General features: G+C 58.9%; 13 protein-coding genes and 1 pseudogene. 10 read left to right on the top strand and 4 right to left on the bottom strand.

Annotated features, from left to right (window positions below; genetic code table 11):
* Window positions 1-16 precede the first annotated feature (16 nt).
* From ACX1NL_RS01525 to ACX1NL_RS01495, 7 genes and pseudogenes are all read left to right on the top strand, one after another.
* On the top strand, window positions 17-3,841 hold the full coding sequence (locus ACX1NL_RS01525) for a DUF6079 family protein (protein WP_458898438.1): 3,825 nt from the start codon (window positions 17-19) through the stop codon (window positions 3,839-3,841).
* A complete protein-coding gene (pglZ, locus tag ACX1NL_RS01520; RefSeq protein WP_458898437.1) occupies window positions 3,838-6,582 on the top strand; it encodes a BREX-2 system phosphatase PglZ in 2,745 nt (914 codons plus the stop codon). The genes ACX1NL_RS01525 and pglZ overlap by 4 nt, the downstream gene beginning before the upstream one ends.
* A 5-nt stretch (window positions 6,583-6,587) precedes the next feature.
* Entirely contained in the window at window positions 6,588-7,853 is a 1,266-nt protein-coding gene (gene brxD / locus ACX1NL_RS01515) for a BREX system ATP-binding protein BrxD (RefSeq protein WP_458898436.1), read from the top strand.
* A gap of 9 nt (window positions 7,854-7,862) precedes the next feature.
* The gene (locus ACX1NL_RS01510) at window positions 7,863-9,953 is read left to right on the top strand and encodes a DEAD/DEAH box helicase (RefSeq protein WP_458898435.1); all 2,091 of its coding nucleotides are present in this window, start codon (window positions 7,863-7,865) and stop codon (window positions 9,951-9,953) included.
* A 30-nt stretch (window positions 9,954-9,983) separates the two neighbouring features.
* A complete protein-coding gene (locus tag ACX1NL_RS01505) occupies window positions 9,984-11,945 on the top strand; it encodes a hypothetical protein (protein WP_458898434.1) in 1,962 nt (653 codons plus the stop codon).
* Between the two features lie 537 nt (window positions 11,946-12,482).
* Window positions 12,483-12,545: pseudogene (locus tag ACX1NL_RS01500) on the top strand (hypothetical protein); the annotation flags it as partial.
* A gap of 27 nt (window positions 12,546-12,572) precedes the next feature.
* Window positions 12,573-13,016 carry a DUF433 domain-containing protein gene (locus ACX1NL_RS01495; protein ID WP_458898881.1) on the top strand — a complete coding sequence of 148 codons (444 nt, stop codon included), beginning with the start codon at window positions 12,573-12,575 and terminating at the stop codon, window positions 13,014-13,016.
* Between the two features lie 420 nt (window positions 13,017-13,436).
* Here the strand turns inward: ACX1NL_RS01495 and ACX1NL_RS01490 are convergent, their stop codons facing one another.
* Window positions 13,437-13,745, bottom strand: a complete 309-nt coding sequence (locus tag ACX1NL_RS01490; RefSeq protein ID WP_284871670.1) for a hypothetical protein — start codon at window positions 13,743-13,745, stop codon at window positions 13,437-13,439.
* Between the two features lie 363 nt (window positions 13,746-14,108).
* On the opposite strand from ACX1NL_RS01490, the gene ACX1NL_RS01485 reads away from it, so the two are divergent.
* Entirely contained in the window at window positions 14,109-14,762 is a 654-nt protein-coding gene (locus tag ACX1NL_RS01485; RefSeq protein ID WP_239307148.1) for a hypothetical protein, read from the top strand.
* Between the two features lie 77 nt (window positions 14,763-14,839).
* Window positions 14,840-14,995, top strand: coding sequence for a hypothetical protein (locus tag ACX1NL_RS01480; protein WP_158407438.1), 156 nt, complete (start codon window positions 14,840-14,842; stop codon window positions 14,993-14,995).
* 28 nt (window positions 14,996-15,023) lie between these two features.
* Here the strand turns inward: ACX1NL_RS01480 and ACX1NL_RS01475 are convergent, their stop codons facing one another.
* Window positions 15,024-16,019 (bottom strand): membrane protein, encoded by a 996-nt coding sequence (locus ACX1NL_RS01475; protein ID WP_038609485.1) that lies wholly within the window; start codon window positions 16,017-16,019, stop codon window positions 15,024-15,026.
* A gap of 88 nt (window positions 16,020-16,107) precedes the next feature.
* On the opposite strand from ACX1NL_RS01475, the gene ACX1NL_RS01470 reads away from it, so the two are divergent.
* The gene (locus ACX1NL_RS01470; protein ID WP_179154772.1) at window positions 16,108-16,677 is read left to right on the top strand and encodes a TetR/AcrR family transcriptional regulator; all 570 of its coding nucleotides are present in this window, start codon (window positions 16,108-16,110) and stop codon (window positions 16,675-16,677) included.
* Here the strand turns inward: ACX1NL_RS01470 and ACX1NL_RS01465 are convergent.
* Both ACX1NL_RS01465 and arsB read right to left on the bottom strand, forming a co-directional pair.
* Window positions 16,674-17,093, bottom strand: a complete 420-nt coding sequence (locus tag ACX1NL_RS01465) for an arsenate-mycothiol transferase ArsC (protein WP_458898433.1) — start codon at window positions 17,091-17,093, stop codon at window positions 16,674-16,676. The genes ACX1NL_RS01470 and ACX1NL_RS01465 overlap by 4 nt on opposite strands.
* Window positions 17,090-18,178, bottom strand: coding sequence for an ACR3 family arsenite efflux transporter (gene arsB / locus ACX1NL_RS01460; RefSeq protein ID WP_458898432.1), 1,089 nt, complete (start codon window positions 18,176-18,178; stop codon window positions 17,090-17,092). Before arsB ends, ACX1NL_RS01465 begins: the two co-directional genes overlap by 4 nt.
* Between the last annotated feature and the right edge of the window lie 77 nt (window positions 18,179-18,255).

Genomic DNA, 18,255 nt, shown 5'->3' with positions numbered 1-18,255 from the left:
AGCAGGAGAACCAGCAATGTTCGGCATGGCAACGGGCGGGTCCGCAAAGACCTTCGGCGAGATTTTCACTATTCCCGAATCGCAAGGTGACACCTTCGTGCTCAAGCTCGGGGAATCGGTCACACCGGAGCATATTCAGGAGACGCTCGAGTCGTACGTGGTCACCGATTCCATTGCGGCAAATCTGCGCCGCGCGCTCGGGTTCGTACAAAACGCCCTCGATTCTGGCAACAACCAAGGCGTGTACCTCACCGGTAACTTCGGTTCCGGTAAGTCCCACTTCATGGCGGTGCTGTACGCCCTCCTCTCGCAAGCCCCGGAAGCACGCCAAGTGGAGGAACTTCAACCGATCATTGCGGAAAATGACAAGCTCGCTTCCAAACGGCTCTTACAGCTGACTACCCACTTCCTCGGCTCCGATTCGGTGGAGGAGCGCCTGTTTTCTTCCATCCTCAACCAGCTGGCAGCGCAGCACCCCAACGCTTCGATGCCGCGGCTGCGGGAAGATTCTTTCCTGTTTGAAGATGCTTCAAACCTTCGTTCAAAAATCGGGGATGAACAATTCTTCAAAGAGCTGAACCAGCACGCGGCCGAAACTGGGACGAACGGGTCAGACGACGCGCTTTCCAAGCTCTTCACCACAATCAGCGGGGGTGGTGATGCCTCCACGACCTGGAGCGCGGAGAACTACGATGCCGCTGTCGCATCGGGTGACCTGACTCAGCGCCAGCGTTTGGCGGAAGCTTTAGAGAAATCCTTCTTCCCCTCGCGCAACGTGGAGGGGAAGTGGCTTGGCCTTTCAGACGGCCTCTATGAGCTGTCCAAGTTCGGCGCTGAGCAAGGATACGACGCGATCGTGCTTTACCTCGACGAGCTCATCCTGTGGCTCATGTTCATGGTCGCAGACCCCGCCACCTTCGCCCGCGAGGTGCAGAAGTTAACGCTGTTGGTGGAAAGCGATCAAAAGGCCTTCCCCATCCCTGTCATTTCCTTCGTCGCCCGTCAGCGCGACCTCTCTACTTGGGTGGACACAAGCTTCGATTCTGGCTCCACGTTGAACGCCCGCCAGGAAGCACTCGCGCACCAGGAGGGCCGTTTCCAGAACATCGTGTTGGGCGAGAAGAATCTGCCGGAGATTGCACACAAACGCTTGCTTACGCCCAGGGATGAAGCGGCCCGGCAGGATTTGGAATCGGCTTTGGCCAAACTCCAGTCAAAACCGGATGTTTTGCAAACACTGCTGAACGGCGAAAACACCTCCGATACGCACCAAGCGGCAACGTACGAGCAGTTCAAGCTCACTTACCCGTTCTCTCCGGCGTTGGTGGATACCCTCGTTCATATGTCCGCTGTCATGCAGCGTGAACGTACCGCGTTGAAGGTCATGGAGAACTTGCTCATCCAACAGCGCGAAACGGGAACGATTGACAAGGTCATCCCGGTTGGAGATGCGTTCGAAGAGTTGGTCACCAGCAGCGATCGCACCGACGATTCTGCCCAGGAACGCTTTAGTAAAGGCCGCGCCTTTTGGTACAACAAATTGCGTCCGGTGATCCTGCGCTCAAACGACCTGGAAGGCCAGGAGAACGTGCCCGATGCGGAGCTACCGGGTTACGTGCAAGCTGACCTCCGCCTCGGCAAGACGCTCGTGCTGTCAGCGCTGGCGCCGAATGTACCGGCGTTGAAAAACCTCACGGCGCCCCGCCTGGCGGCCCTCAATCACGGGTCCATCACCACGCTTTTTTCCAGCGACGCCACGACGCGGGTTCTTACGAAAGCGAGGCAGTGGTCGACTTCCCTTCCGGAGGTCAGGGTCCAGCCTGACTCGGCAAACCCCATCATCTCGCTGGTAATCGATGAGGTGCCGTGGGAAGAGGTCATGAATTCCGCGCGCTCCGTCGACACGCCTCTGAAGCGCAAGGAGAGGATCCGCGTTGACCTCCGGCAGGAGTTCGGGGTGGCGGACGTCAATCCTGCGAATGATGGCTCCTACCAGCGTGAAGTTGTATGGCGCGGTACCGCGCGCACGGTCGACGTGATTTTCGGCAACGTTCGCAGTGCTCAAGACTTGCCTGTCGACCGGTTCGCTTCCCCTTTCCGTGACACGCTCCGCTTCGTGGTGGACTACCCGTTCGATGAAGCTGGGTACACCCCGGCAGACGATCACGCTCGGCTGGAAGAAATGAAAAACGTCGGGGCCGGCGATCGTTTCACCGTTGTATGGCTACCCCAGTTTTTCAACCAAGACACCATGACCAAATTGGGCAATTTGGTGGTCACCGAGCATGTCACAGCGCCAGGGCGGTTGGGGGATTACACCCAACGCATTGCGGCGGATCAGGTCGATGCGGTACGAGAGAGGCTAAACGAGCACAAAGAGAACCTTTCCATCGCGCTCGCGGATAGTCTTCGCACCGCGTACGGCATCAAGGCAGGTGCAATCTTCCCCGAGGGGCAAGACCCCCTGAAGTCGCTGGACCAGTCACTTGACATCAAGATCCCCAGCGCACCGACACTCGCGGATGCAGTGGATAAGGTCATTCAAGATGCGTTTGACAAGCGCTACCCGGAGCATCCGAAATTCGGCAGTGACCGGGCACTGCGTGCCGTCGATTTCAACCGCGCGCTCAACTACATCCGCAAGGCCGCCACTGCAGAAGGTGGCCGCATCGACATCGATGCACGAGATCGCGTGCTCATGCGGGGCATCATCAATCCGCTTAACCTCGGTGAGGTCCACGAAACCCACCTCATCTTTAACGATTCAACGGCGGGCATCACCCTAGCCAGTATCGATTCCTCGCTTCGGCGCCAGGGGTTCCCCGTGGAAGACACCGTCACTGTGCAGGCAGTGCGTGAAGCCGTTGAGCGGGTGCACGCGTCGAAGAGCTTGAACGCTGACACGGTCGACCTGTTCGTCGGCGCCTGGGCTGCGATAAATAACCGCTCGTGGTACCGCCAGCATTCCCCAATCGCATCTGCGCCAGTGGTAGGGGAAATGGATCGCAACATGGAACTCCGGCCCATTCAATTGCCGGATAGGCACGAGTGGAACGAGGCAAACCGCGTGTATGCGTTGCTGTCGGGAAATGTACTTCCCCCGGCCCTTACAGGCGACAGTTTGCAACGGTTCCACGAACAAGTCCGCGAGTTTGCTGGAGTGAAAGAGCAGGAGGCCACTGAGCTGGTTGCCGCGATTCGGAGCGCAACCAATGTTATTGGGGTGCAACAGCACTCTCGGCGCCTCGAGTTAGCAGAGGCGATCCATGCGTTCCTCAGCCAGGTGAGCAACTCTCCAACACCGACCGACACTGTTCGTCTTGTTGCCAGCTATGGCGGTGACTCCGACCGCATCTTCGGTTTCACCAACACCCAGGCCAATACTTCCCTAGCGAAGGCAGCGGAGGTTACTCGCGAGCTGAAGCGCGTGACCAGTGGTGACTTCCACTTTGCGGTGGACGAGGTGCTCAAGGGCCGCGACAGCGGCGACGAAACCGCGGGACGCATCGTAGGAGCCTTCGCTAACTCGCTCCACGAGGTGGAAAATACGCGCCCAATCCGCAGCGCAGTCGATGTCTTGCTGGAAGAGGCGAGGGACTGGATCAAACGACAGATTCCGGGCAAACCAGAGCCAACAGTGGATCGTCTGCCGCCGGAGCCGTCGGTGGATCCTCTTCCACCAACACCGGCAGTGGTCATTCGGCCAGACCGGGTGGCCGCTACCCTGGAAGTCAACGCAGCTGCCGGAGACACAGATATCGACGCGGCACTCCAGCAGGTGCGCGATTCGCTTGATACAACGGCGCGCTATCGGATTGTGGTGGAGAGGATCACCGAGTGAACCCAGTACAATCCATCTCCTCGCGCGACCTCATTAGGCTCTCGCAGGACTTTGCCGATAAGCAACACAGGCACCCCGTAGTGCTTGTACATGCTGAAAGTGATCCAACCCTGCCCAATTCCCTTCGCGGGGAGGGTCATGTTGTAGCGGTGAGGTACGCGGCAACCCCACTCGCTTTGCGCTTTCACGTCGGCGATTTGGCTCGCAGGCGCGAGGAGTTCACGACCGGTGTCGTGCTCACTCCCCTGTCAACGGCCAGTATCCCGGTAGATGTGCAGGAACAGCTCGCACAGCGCGTGGTCATGCGCCTTGATGTCACTTCGCAGTTGCGGGGGATCTTTTCCGCCACGCGGCACCGCCGTGGTGTCGTGGACTCAAACGATGACGTGCCGCCGTTGATCGCATATCTCACGCGGGTACAGACCAATGCCGACGGCACGCAATCTACGCTGTCGCTCCGGCCAGCTGAGGCCGGGTTGCTCACCCGGCAGCATGTCAATCGGGAGGTCGTTCGGTCGCTGCTGGGCGCCCAGCACTACCCGAGCCAGTTGTACGACATTGTCAAGTGGTCCCTTCGTGCAGATGCGCAGACGCGCTGGGCTGAGTTCACCGAACTCCCCCAAAATGTTCAAGCTGCAGCGCTGAGCGAGTTGGGTGAGCAGCTGGGAGGGCGTTCACGGCTAGCGCTCGAAGCGTTGCGTAAGAAAGGCCCCGGCTACCTGCTCGAGGGCGGAGCCATTGCAGAGATGCTTACGTGCCCCAACGTTGACCCGGATTCCCGCAACCAAGCCAAAGCAGTCTTCCGGTCCACGCTGGTTGCCCCTGCAGTGCCTGAAGAAGAACTGGCTATGTGGGCGGACGCAGCGACCACCAGCGCACGCCAGGTGGGTCTGGGTGAGATGGAGGTGCAGCAGCCGCTGTCTCGAGCAGAACGCTACGTTGTCTCCCCCCAGGGTTTTGGGGATCCGGAGCTGCTCCTTGGCTCTTCCGTGTGCTCCGCAGGCTACGATGCCCGCGCAACGTACTTCGGGGAAGCGTTGGAACAGGAGCGTGTGAGAAGTGGCAGCACCAATGTCAACCAGCGGTTCAAACTCCTCTTAGCGCACGCCCGGGCCACGCCTGCAAATGCTGAGCGTGTGGTGGCACAAAGTGCGATGCGCTTGTTGGCGTTTCGGCAGCGGGAACAATCTCCCGCCCCCCAGCAGCTCGCAGGATGGCTTGCATATTACCGTAGCGATCTGAGTTTCTTCGACGTGTGCCTCAACCACGTTTACGCCGGTGCATCGAATGAAGCGCTGACCCGCGCAGCCCGCGCGCTCGCGGCCCAGTTCGATGAGGCGCGAACCGCCGCAGGGCGCAGCTTCGCGCACGTTGCGTGCCGGGCGGCATCCACAACTGCGCTTCAAGCTGGCCAAGGATCCGTGGTGGGGGCGGAACAGGTGCTTGACCGGGTGGTGCTTCCACTGCTTCAGACTGATAAATCGGTGCTACTGGTGCTGTTGGATGGAATGAGCGTGCCCGCATCCAACGACCTCGTCTCTGACCTGCTGCAGGGCAAGCATGGGGCCTGGAAGATCGGCTACCCCGCGAGCGAGGAGTTGACTACCGCAGTTGCGGTGTACCCAACACTGACCAAGTATTCACGCAGCAGCTTGCTGTCCGGTGCGTTGGGCGAGGGCAACCAGTACACGGAGAAGAATGCGTTCACAGCCTGGTTCAAAGGCAGCGGAGTAGCAGCGGGCGCCATCGAGCGGTTGGAGGCAAAGCTTTTCCATAAAGATGAGTTGGCTGCACACCTGGACAGCTCCGTGCGCGCCGCCATCCTGGATACGCATCGCACCAAGCTCGTGGGTGCCGTGCTGAACACCATCGATGATGCGTTGGACAAGTCCCAAACGCTCGGACGTGTGTGGACGGTGAAAGATGTCGAATACCTTGCCAGTTTGATCGATATCGCGAGCAAGGTGGGACGAACCGTGGTGCTTGTGTCGGACCATGGCCATGTCGTGGAGCGCCACCTGTCGGACATCTCTGGCGTGGTCCCTGGTGAAAGCGGTGTGATCTCCGCCCGGTGGCGCGAGGCGGTCGGCGAGCCGGAGGTTGGTGAGGTGGAAGTGGCCGGCAACCGCGTACTCGCCCCCGGCGGACGGGCAATTCTGGCCGTTGACCGGGACCTTCGCAACACCAGAAAACGTGCTGGATATCACGGAGGGCTCTCCCTGGAGGAGGCGGTCATTCCGGTGACGGTGCTTACCCAGGATGCTGAGCTGCCCGGATACGACCTATCGACTTCGCTGTTCGCCCCGCCGTGGTGGGATGCGCAACCTAGCGCGGCTGCACATCCGGCTACCCATGGTTCACAACCTGCCGGCGGCAGCGGGTCCACCAAGGTATCCCCGAATGCTGGCCAACTTTCGCTTGGTTTTGAGGCAGGCCCTGCCTGGGCCGAGCTGCTTCACAAGAATGATGAGTTCCAACGCAGGTTGCAGGCCACCCCCACGTTCGGCCAAATGGAGATTGATCCAGTACAGATCCTGGTGGCCATTGATAACAACAACGGGGCGATCCAGGAGAACACCCTGCGCACCATGCTCAAGCTTTCGCCCATGCTCACACGCGGCGTGGTCTCGAACCTGCAGAAGCTGGTGAACATGGACGGCGTGCAGGTCGTCGGAACGAATGGGCAGGACGTCACATTCAACCGTCTCCTGCTCGTTGATCAGTTCGGGTTGAAAGGATAAAACCTATGTCCGTTTCCAGTTCCCGCCGCGATGCCATCCTTTCCGCCCTACGTAAGGGCACGGTTCCTGCAGACGGGCTGGATCAGCTCGCTGTCGGACTCGACCATCTGCGTCCGGCTATCGAAGATGAATTGAAGGCAGTTGCGGCAGGGGGCGGCGCATTCAAAGCTATCCGTGGTGAGTACGGGTCAGGTAAGACTTTCGCGTCCCGCTGGATCGAGCAGATCGCGCTGGATGAAGGATTTGCTGTAGCGGAAATTCAAATCAGCGAAAACGAAACTCCGCTGCACAAGCTGGAAACGGTGTATCGGCGCGCCACTGAGCAGTTGCGCACCTCCTCCTACCCCAACCAGGCGTTTCGCAGCGTGCTGGATAGCTGGCTGGGCCAGGTTGAACTCGACGCCATGAGTTCGGGCCGCGACCCTGGCGAAGTCATGGAGGAGCGACTTGCGGTGGTTGGACAGGCGGCGCCTGTATTTCCCCTTGCGCTGCGTGGCTACCGCTCCGCGGTGGAAGCGGACGATGTCGCCGTCGCTGACGGGCTCGCAGCATGGCTCGGTGGGCAGCCCTCCGTCGCTGCCTCGGTCAAGCGCTATGCAGGGGTGAAGAGCGATCTCGACCATTTCACGGCGATGGGGTTCTTCCGCGGACTGCTGGAGATCCTTCGTGGGTCCGGGCACGCTGGCTTGCTGCTCGTTCTCGACGAGGTAGAGACACTTCAACGCATGCGCGCCGACACCCGCGAGAAAGCCCTGAACTCCCTCCGGCAGTGGATCGACGAGCTTGACAACGGCCGTTACCCCGGAATGTACCTGCTAATAACCGGCACAACCGCGTTCTTCGAAGGCACCCAAGGTGTCAAACGTCTCCCCCCGCTTGATTCACGCATCAACGTGAACTTCTCAGGCGACCCCAAGTGGGACAATCCCCGCCTCCCCCAGATCAGGCTGCAAAGCTTCGACCTGCCAAAGTTGGTCGAGGTTGGCATCAAGGTGCGTGACCTGTACGCGCAAGACAAACCGCAAGTGCTCCAGCTTGTCGACGACACTTACGTCTCCGACTTCGCCGGCGTCGTCGCGGGGAGCCTCGGATCCCAAATTGGCATCGACCCACGATCGTTCCTACGCCAACTTGTCGATGTTCTCGATCGGACCACGGATAACTTCCCCAATTTCGACCCGCGACAGCATTACGTGTTTGAGGTTCCGGTGGACGCGGAGTCGTCGATAAGCAAGAGCCCAATAGTGGATCCGGACGATATCGAGCTGTAGGGATTCCTTATGTCAGGCATCTTCAGTCTTTCTCCGGTGCTCCAGCACCACATAGTTTCCACACTTCGCTGGCCTGGGCTTCGCCCGTTACAAGAGGCCACCGTTGAGCCTCTCGTGGCGGGAGAAGACGCGATCCTGCTCGCCCCAACAGCAGGCGGTAAGACTGAGGCCGCCATCTTTCCCGTCCTCACCCGAATGGCCGAAGAAGGATGGTCTGGGCTGTCGGTACTGTACATCTGCCCACTAAAAGCGCTGCTGAACAACCTTGCCCCGAGACTCTCAACATACGCAGCATGGCTCGGTCGCACCGTCGAAGTGTGGCACGGTGATGTAGGCGCATCAGCACGTAAACGGATACAGCGCGACCAACCGGACATCTTGCTGACCACGCCTGAATCACTTGAAGCGATGCTTGTTTCCACCGGGGTGGACGATGCGAAATTGTTCGCCGGACTGCAAACCGTGATTATCGATGAGGTGCACGCGTTCGCCGGCGACGATCGTGGATGGCACCTCTCCGCCGTACTTTCCCGTCTCGAGCATCTCGTGGGACGGCAACTCCAGCGAATCGGTATGTCCGCAACCGTAGGCAATCCGGACACGCTGCTGAGCTGGCTACAAGGGGGAGTCGACCGCTCCGGCTGCGTAATCGCTCCGGGTATCGATTTCGGCGCGGGGCCTTCACCAGCAGACATAACAGTTGATTCTGTCGACGATCTTTCCCGTGTTGCACTCCTGCTTTCACAGTTGCACGCAGGCGAGAAACGCTTGGTTTTTGTGGATTCACGCCGCCGTGCCGAGGAGCTTGCAGCTGCGCTCCGTGGCCAACATCAGACGGTTTACCTTTCCCATTCCTCGCTATCCGCAGAGGAACGACGTCGCTCTGAGGCAGCGTTTGCAGACGCCCGAAATTGCTTCATCGTGGCAACCTCAACGCTTGAGTTGGGCATCGATGTGGGCGACCTTGATCGCGTCATTCAGGTTGGGCCACCGCGCACCGTCGCATCCTTCCTGCAGCGACTCGGCCGCACCGGACGTCGACCGGGCACTACCCGCAATTGCTTATTTATTGCTACTGATGACAAGGAGCTGCTCCCCACCCTTGGCATGCTCTCGGCGTGGTCCGAAGGCTACGTCGAACCGGTGATCCCTCCACCAGCACCACGCCACCTGGCTGCGCAACAGATTCTCGCGGCTGCATTGCACACAGGCGCCGTTCGACTTTCCGATTGGCAGCAGCGCTGGGACGCGACCCCGCTAATGCACTCTTTGGATATGAGCGCCCAAGAGATCATGGATTTTCTTTTAACTGAGGGGTTTCTCGAGGTCGACGGGGATTTCGCGTTTATCGGACCATCTGCTGAGCAAAGGTTTGGTAGGCAACATTTCATGTCTCTACTGTCCGCTTTTACCACTCCCCCGGTATTCACAGTGCTCGATGGTAAGCGCGAAATTGGCACGGTAGAGGAACGAGTCCTCGTGGGGCCAGATGACAAGGATCGTGTACTTGTGCTCGCCCTCGCCGGAAGAAATTGGCATGTCACCCACGTGGATTGGAACCGGCACCGCGTCTTTGTCGAACCAACAGATCACCGCGGAGTGGCCAAGTGGGGCTTCCTGGGACCGACTTTCGGGGAAGCTGTTTCACAAGGAATGCGACGAGTGCTCCTGGGGGATGATCCTGCAGGCGTGAGATTAACCAAGCGCGCCATCGAAGCACTCGAGTCTGTGCGCGCAATGGAGAGCTCAACTGTCTCTTCAGATGGAGTATTCGTTGAGACTGATGATGGCTACCGCTGGTACACCTACGCTGGCGGACCGAAAAACATGGCCTACCTTGCTGCGTTGGGGAAGGTGGAGGGCGTTGGCCCCGCTCTCGTAGACCCTGCTCAACGAGTTGGATACGAGGGACTTCGCCTACTGCCCGGGGTGCAGCCCTCACAAGTGAAAGATCGAATCACATGGTGGTCCACTCTGCCCGAAGCCAAGCGACCCATCCCTCAGGTGAACCCGAAAGCACTATGGGGCCTGAAATTCGCCGACGCTTTACGAGAAGACTGGGCGGCGTACACGTTGGGGCGACGTTTAACGAGCGAATAGGCCCGGCAACCTAGAAAACCGAAGGACCAAATGAACGATTTCGATGTCGAAATCTTGCACTTTGACACCAATGATCTGGCATATGCGCACTACGCCGAGATGAGCACCGATCTGCTTTTCTCACAGGATCTGGATAGTCTCGCCCGCATCGCTGGAGACCTGACGCTGAATCAAGTGATCTGTCTCTCGGAGGCATCACAATATATTCAAGATGGCCTTCAGATGCAGTGGCTCGACGCCGACAAGAGAACCAAAGCGCGCGATCTCCTGACACAAGCCAGACGTGTTATCGGTTCAAAGTTGGGAAGCCTTACAACGGAGATACTTAGCCAGGAAGCCCCCTCCCTTTCAACTCTTTACCACGCGCGTTTCATCTCAACCTTGGTCCATTTCAATTCCCCGATTCTCAATGAAAAGTCTATAATTTATATCCTTAAAAGCTCCGGATTTCATCTGCGCGACTTACTCCGGACTCAGAAGTTCGTTGATCGCCTGGATCCTGAACTCTCTAAGGCATTCCCAGATTTTCCTGAGGCAGCCGAGGTTCTCCTGAGCGCAAAACTACGAAATGATTCCGAGGATTCACTTTTCATCCCCAAGGGAGTTGATTCGAAAACAAAACGGTCACTCATCGACAAATACGTAGCTTCCGAGAGCGCTAACCCGAACTACCTTCAAATGATTTCCACTGCCCCTGGCAGTATGCAGTCCTGGATTACGCCGCAATCTCGCTATGTGGCACACAACCGCAACAAACAGAGATGGGACGAATATTTTGAGGAGAATTCGGGCATCGACCTGAACCTTCAGATCTCTCTCGATCCAGACCTGGAGAGTATCGTCGAAACTGATTTTTCGTCGGGCTGCTTTAACTTTAAGATTTCGACCGCATATCTCCTCGAATCGATGGACTACCCCTCAATTCTCAACAACTTTATTTACGTCTTCGGGATGACTCATCCCGATGGCACTCTCCGTTGGCCATCGAGCCAGTCAGAGTACACTCTCGTCGATCACATCCGATTCCAGGGAGACGCTGAATACCGGGACACCGTTTGTTTCCAGCTCCGTTCGGATTTCTACCTCCTCGCAATTGCAGCCTATTCTCGCTTCCTTAAAAGTCAGGAAATCGACTTGGAAAGCGTGGTCGCCTGGTTTTTCCAGGACTATCTAGTCGAGGAATTCGGGATAGAGAACTTCGCCTTCGAGCCCACACCGCCAAGTCTCCCGACGCGAGCTCGGACGCGGGAATTGCTTGCAAAGTTAGAGAATATATTCCGCCAGTTCACACAATTGTGCCAACAGGGCGAAATCAATCCGTCGATGACCAGCTTTTACAGTGATCCGATTAAGCTAAGCGAAATTCCATCTCTCATCCCTGAGAAAACTGCTGAACTAACCGAAAAAGGCTCGGCGATCGCAGCAGCGTTGTTCTCAGATCAGTCGAGCCTCAATTATCTGAACGCCGATCGCTCTGCCGAGACTTTCGTCCAACTCATTTCTCAGAACCACATTAATGTTGCCGATTTTGCTGCCTTCCAGCAGAGCGCCATAAGAGAGCTCGAACAGGAGCTTATTTTGAGAGTTGAACCGGATGGTGAAATTGGGTTAGCCAACAAGTATGAAGCAGCCACGCTTCGAACTGCTTGGGTGCAGGGCGGCGTCCAGCGTCGTGCACCGACAGATAGCCGGTTGTCCGTTACAGGAGCATTGATTCAGCGCTCGCTGCTCGCCAATCGAGAAGGCTTTTTCACCTCATCAGAAGCCGATTTTTACAATTTCGTACTCAACCGAAAATTCACAAACGGCCTCAACATTCGAAACAAATATGCTCACGGTAACGAAGGAACCCCCGATGAGAACGAACAGCTTACCGACTATCTCCAAGTGCTCCTCTTGATGATCGGAACGGTCATCAAGATTAACGACGAGTTAGAGATTCGTTCTCGCACTACTCCAAGGGGAGAATCTCTTCCGCCAGAGAGTCGTTAGACTCGAAGCGACATGACTGGCAGTCATGTCGGCGAACGGCTGGACCCCGCGCCGCTTTAATCGTCAGCGCGAGGGTTTGGCGAGACTAGCTATCTGGCCAATTGAACAGCTCGTGGACGATGCCCGCGAGCAGCCTGGCCAGTAGCCCGCCTAAGGACCGGACCGCGATCTCGACCCCTCGCGTTCCGGGCCTTAGGTTTTCCGGTTGAAGCGCTACCTCATCCTCATGTGTCTTTCGGTGCGATGAGGAAGTTGAGTCGAGAAATTACTTTCCGTGCCCGCCCCTCAATTTCTCTTGGAGACAACATCAGCAAGCGCTACAACACGCTTAGAGACACAACCACGCACTTCCAGCCATTTGTCCACTGAATTGCGCAGGTCTGACCAGCCGATAGCACCTGCGCAGGCTAAACTTCACTAAAGCCTAGGTGCTAGAAGCTGTGAAGAAGGACGTCCGCTGTGTCATACGACTCCAAACTCGCGTCGTTCCTCAGCGGCGCCACCCGTTCGCAGTTAGACGGGTGGGCAAAGAGCGGCATGCTGCGACCCGAAATCTCGTCCCGTCCTAGGCGATATTCTTTTCGCGATGTCGTGGCTTTACGGGCCATCGCCAAGTTGCGTTCAAAAGTGTCACTGCAGAAGATCCGGGCTGCTCTCGCCACCTTGCACGACCAAGAGTTCAACGAGCATCTCTCCACATATAGGTTCGCTACCGACGGCGAGTCCGTGAAACTGTGGACGGACGAGGGCTGGCTGGACCTAGTGTCCAACCCGGGCCAGTGGGAGCTCTACACGTTCGAGGATATTTACGGCGAGTTCCCCAATTGGAAGAACCGGATTGTTCCTCCGCTTCTGCGGCCGCACGAGGGAATTGAAATTGACCCTCAGAAAATGCACGGCACTCCCGTGCTTACTGGCACAAGGGTTCCATTCGACCTAGTCATCGATCTATGCAGCGGCGACGAGGCGATGGATATGGAAGAACGCAAGGACGCATACCCATCACTAGACCGTGACGCCATTGCACACGCCCTTGACTTTGAATCAGCCGTTAAAGAGTGGTCTGCGTGAGGGGCTGCACGAGCGTCAGCCGAAGGCCCGTCGATAGTCAAAGGCCCCCAGGGCTTCGTTGCGGTGATGGCGAATTGGAGCGGCAGGCGCTCGGGGTTGCAGCGGAGGATGAATCCGCGGGAGTATTCCACCATCAGCTCGAGCCACGAGCACCACGCGGAGTAGGGGGTTTCTTCGAGGGCGGTGATGGTCAGGCCGGCGTCGATGAGCGCGGTGGCGATCTCGCCGAGTGAGTGGTTCCACTGGTGGTTGCGCGGGCTAGAAGACCACGATTCGCAGAAGTTGACGATCCTCCGATTCTTGGGCTCTAAAACCCCAGGTCAGATTTCTGGCTCGTTAACTTTTACGAACCTGTGCCGGTTTGCGGCGGGAACCGAAGGCCCGTCGACAAGCACAAGCCCCTGTGACAGGCGCCCGAGGTTACGCGCCGCGGGCTTCGTCGATGAGGCGAAGGAGCTTACTCACTGGAATTGAGGCCTCGGCCCCAGCCCGATCATCTACTCCGGCTTCAATGAACCGCCGGAGCACATCGTTGGTAGAAACTCCCTCGGCTGCGGCCATTCCCCGCGCGGTGCGGAGAACCCGATTAGGCATGGTGACAGTAAACGCAACGCTAGCTTCGGGGTCTGCGACATTGCCCAGGTCGCCTGGTTGGGCATCTTTCATGAGATCGGAGGTGTCGGTGTTGTCGTAATAGGAACGTAGTTTTTCCAACTGCTGCTCGTTCATCGTTGCTCCTTCCTCCGGAATTGCGTGATTTCTTGGACCGCGCACACTTGGTCGGCATTTTTATCACCCGCTGGCGAGACTAGCTTGCGCGAGAGTAGAAACCTACCCATTTAGCTGTCTAAAATGCGTAATTATCTTCCCCATCTTAAAAACTAAGAACGGAGGTGCCATGAGAAAGTCTCTGACCCCAGTTCGGAGAACTGTGGAGGAATTGGATGAAGAACTCGCCAGTTTGAAAGCCCAAATGGCACCTCTCACCGTCGAGCACCTTCGTCGCTTACGGGATGCTGGTGCGATTGAGTATGCGGAAGAGCGACTCTTGGAGCGGTACGAGGCCTGTATGTGGCTCCGATACGGAGTGGCGTGACTTCATCACGGGGCCTCGAAAACGCAGTGCGCGCCTTCATGCTGCTGACGGTGCAATTGCTCGAGAGGACCCTTGAGGGCTCATCGCCGATCGACGCGGAGATTCTGGCTGACGGACAACGAGCATTCGTCGAGGGTACTCATCCGGTCATTATTGCCCACTCTGGGAGCGACCGCCTAGTCCTCCGCTATGAGTATCTACTCAGATATGACGATGTCAACGACGATGTCGAAATAGAGAAAAGCACCTTCAAAATCGAGTTCAGGGCGAGAAAGAAGCCCGCCCCGGTCGTCCGGTTCGAGTACGAATCGCAAGCCAGGAACAAACCCGCTTCGCATTTCCAGTTCCACGCTGACTCGGTGCCACTAGGACTACTGCTTGCCCGTGCGGGAAGGTATGACACCGCAGCCCAGCAGCAGGACATCCATTTCCCGATGGGCGGACCTCAATTCCGTTTGCAACTCACGGATGTCGTCGAACTGCTTATCCGAGAGTTCGGCGCTGCGCCCGAGACAGGATGGGAAGAGTGGCTCGATTTTCACCGCACCCTCTACCACGACGCGGAGGTGGATCGGGTGATCCGCGGAAATCTTTCCCGGGCGGTGACCATTCTGGAAGAGAGCGGGTACAGGGTCGAAGGACCAGAATAAGGACTGCTACCGAAGGTCCGTCGATAGCCAACCGCTTGCAAAGCACAATCGTGTAATTCGTGCCACAATGCGGTGGTGTGAGGCACGAGAAGCTACGCTCCCGCAAACCGTCCACGAATCCGAAGTACGCAACCTCCCCCTCCACCACCCACTACCGCGGCACCTCGCCGGCGCGCATGCAGGCGTCGAGGTTCCGCAACAAACAGCGAATCCCGATGATCCCGGCCAGGTGATAGTGCACGTTTGGGCCGGGCGTAGGGGTTAGGCAGTTTCAGTTGTTGTTTCAGCAGTCGGTGCCTTCGAGCGATCGAAGGCCAGCAGGAGTAGGCCGAGGAGAATCCAGCAGCACAACACTATCCAGGGCTGCGTGGACCCGGCACCATCGAAAAAGCTTAGCGAGCGAACGAGGAAGCCCGTCGCGCCAATCGGCATCAGCTGGCCGAGCGTGGACCAACCCGCCGGCAGCAACCACGGGCCCGTGGCCAGGCCGGACAAGGGGTTGGCAACGAAGATTGTCAGCACCGCGCCCAGGCCCGCACCCGGCATACCCATAAGCGCGCCGAGGCCCGCGGTCACCGACGACGTCGCGGCGATGCCGAGCGTCACAGCCAACCATTCCATGAACACGCTGCCGGAGAGGGTGCCGTATACGCCGTGCAGCATCCAGACCGCGACACCGGCGCCAATCATTGCAACACCAGCAATCACGGCAGCCTTCGACCACTTCTTCCCGCGAAGCAGCAGCGTCGGCAAGATGCCCGAGATCACGCCGCCGAACGCGAGCGGCAGTCCGAGCAGCGCGAGGCCTTGGGCCTGCGGGTCATCTTTGGTGGTGGGGGCGAGATCCTTCGTTTCCACAGGCATGCCGCTGGCCTCCATGTTTTGAGCGACACCGCTCAGCATTTGCACGTACGGTGCGCCATTGCCGGAGGCGGTATACACGGTCGCGCCGCCTTCACCGATCGCGATCGCGCCAACCGCCTCGCGGTCGCGCACCATCGTCTCCGCCTCCTCCGGCGAGCTCACGGTGATGAAGTCCGGGTGCTCCTCTTGCTGTTCAGCTTGAGCAATGAGCTTCTCGACGACAGGCCCCGGACCGGCCACCGCAACCGGCACCCCGTCCGGCCCGGACGCGAATGTCGGGGCCAAAAACGCCCAGAGCATCAGTCCGATGACGACGGGGATGCCAAGGATCATGGCGAGTGCCTTCTTTGTTGCGCCCTGCGTGGGTGCGGGGCGCGCCACGGTTGTGGACATAATCTCCTCAAAATGGAACAGTGTGTTTCAATTACACAAATGGATCATACTGTTCCACTTCTGGCGCGTCAACGGTAAGCTGCGGGTCATGCGAAAAGATGCTGCCGAAAACCGTCAAGCGATTGTGGAGGTCGCCTCCACGCTCATCGCCCAGATGGGGCCTGGCGTGTCGCTGCGCAACATCGCTAAGGAGGCAGGCGTGGGCGTGGCCACCGCGAGCCGCCACTTCCCCGACAGGGACGAGCTCTTCCGCGCGGTGCTCGAACACATCATGAACAGCATGCGCGACGTGGTGGACAAGCACCTCCTGCGTTTCCCCGACGCACCCGAAGACACCTGGCGTTCCGCGATCGGCGAGATGGTGAACTTGAACTTCCCCGCCGTCGGCCAGGAAATCCTGCCCAAACTGCTACCCACGTTGTCGCACGAAGACAGGGCTGTCGCCACCGCGCAGCTGCAAGCCATCTACGACCCGCTACTTGCGCAAGCCAAACAGCACGAACTGTGCCCCCCGGACCTCGACTACCTGTCGTTCCACTTCGCCATCATCGCGCTCTCACGCCCGCTGCCCGAGCCCGCGGAGGAAGCGTTCGCGGGCAGGCGCGCCTGGCTCGTCGACGTGTTCATTGATGGATTGCGCACCCAGCAAGCGAGCTAATGTACGGCTCCTACTAGCTCGTCGATAAGCGAACGCACACGGGCGTCAATGTCGTCGCGCACCAGGCGCATGCGCTTCATGCCCTCGATGCCGCGGTGCGAGGGTTCGTCGGTGTGCCAGCGCTCCAGCGTGCCGCGGGCGCCGTCAGGCATCTCCACCTGCGCGTCTTCGCCGAGCACCACGACGCGATCGACGTTGCGCAGCAGTTCCGGATCGATGGGTTTGGGCGTTCCGTGCGACATGTCGGCGCCAGCCTCTGCGATCGCTTCGACCGATTCCTGGTTCAGCTTCGTGCCGGGTTTGGTACCCGCGGAGTGGATGCCGAGCTTGCTACCAGCGTGCTTCTCGGCGAGCGCCGCCGCCATCTGGGACTTGCCGCCGTTGCCGACGCAGACGAACAGGACTGAGGGCTTCATGTAAGGCTCCTTTGGTTAGGCAGGGTTGGGTCACCGGGGAACAGTTTCGGGCCGATGGCGCGCATGAGGTAGACCAAGCCGACGAGCACCGGGATCTCGATGAGCGGGCCGATTGTGCCCGCCAGCGCCTGGGCGGAGGTGGCGCCGAAGGTGCCGATGGCCACCGCGATGGCGAGCTCGAAGTTGTTGCCGGCGGCCGTGAATGCCACCGAGGCGGACTGGGCGTAGTCCATGCCGGACAGCTTTGCCACTACAAGAGCCACAGCGAACATGCCCACGAAGTAGCACAGCAGCGGCAGCGCCACCGTGGCCACGGTCAACGGCCTGGACAGAATCTGGTCGCCCTGCAGCGAAAACAGCAGCACGATCGTGTACAGCAGGCCGACCAGCGCCAGCGGGGAGATCCGGGGCAGGAAGGTGTTTTCGTACCAGTCGCGGCCCTTGGTGCGCTCGCCGATGATGCGGGACAGCAGCCCGGCCAGCAGCGGGATGCCCAAAAAGACGAGCACGGAGGAGACGATCGCCCAGAAGGAGAACTCCACCGAGGTGGTCTCCAGGCCCAGCCAAGACGGAAGGACCTGCAGGTAGAACCAGCCGAGCACGCCGAACATGAGCACCTGGAACACCGAGTTGATGGCCACAAGCACGGCGGTGGCTTCCCGGTCGGCGCAGGCGAGGTCGGACCACACCAGCACCATGGCGATGCAGCGCGCCAGACCGACGATGATTAAGCCGGTGCGCAGCTCGGGCTCGTTGGGCAGGAAGATCCAGGCGAGCGCGAACATGAACGCGGGGCCGACAATCCAGTTCAAGATGATGGACACGGTCATGAGCCGTTTGTCGGTGGCGATCTCGCGGGTCTTGTCGTAGCGCACCTTGGCCAGGGGCGGATACATCATGATCAGCAGACCCAACGCGATCGGCAGCGAGATCCCGCCGACCTCCAGGCGCTCGAGCGCGCCCGAAAGGCCCGGCACCGCGCGGCCGAGGGCAAGGCCCGCAGCCATGGCGAGCATGATCCACACCGGCAGGAAGCGGTCAAGAAATGACAGGCGCTCTACTGGCTGAGAGGTTGTGTCTTCCATCTGGAATCCTTACCTATTGACGATTATCAATACGAACACTAAAAGGCACATTTATCGCTGTCAATATGAAAAGGTAG

The organism is Corynebacterium sp. CQ3829_602738 (genome assembly GCF_054478435.1).
Note: the sequence above shows the minus strand (reverse complement) of the source record. Positions and strands in the feature narration are given on the sequence as shown.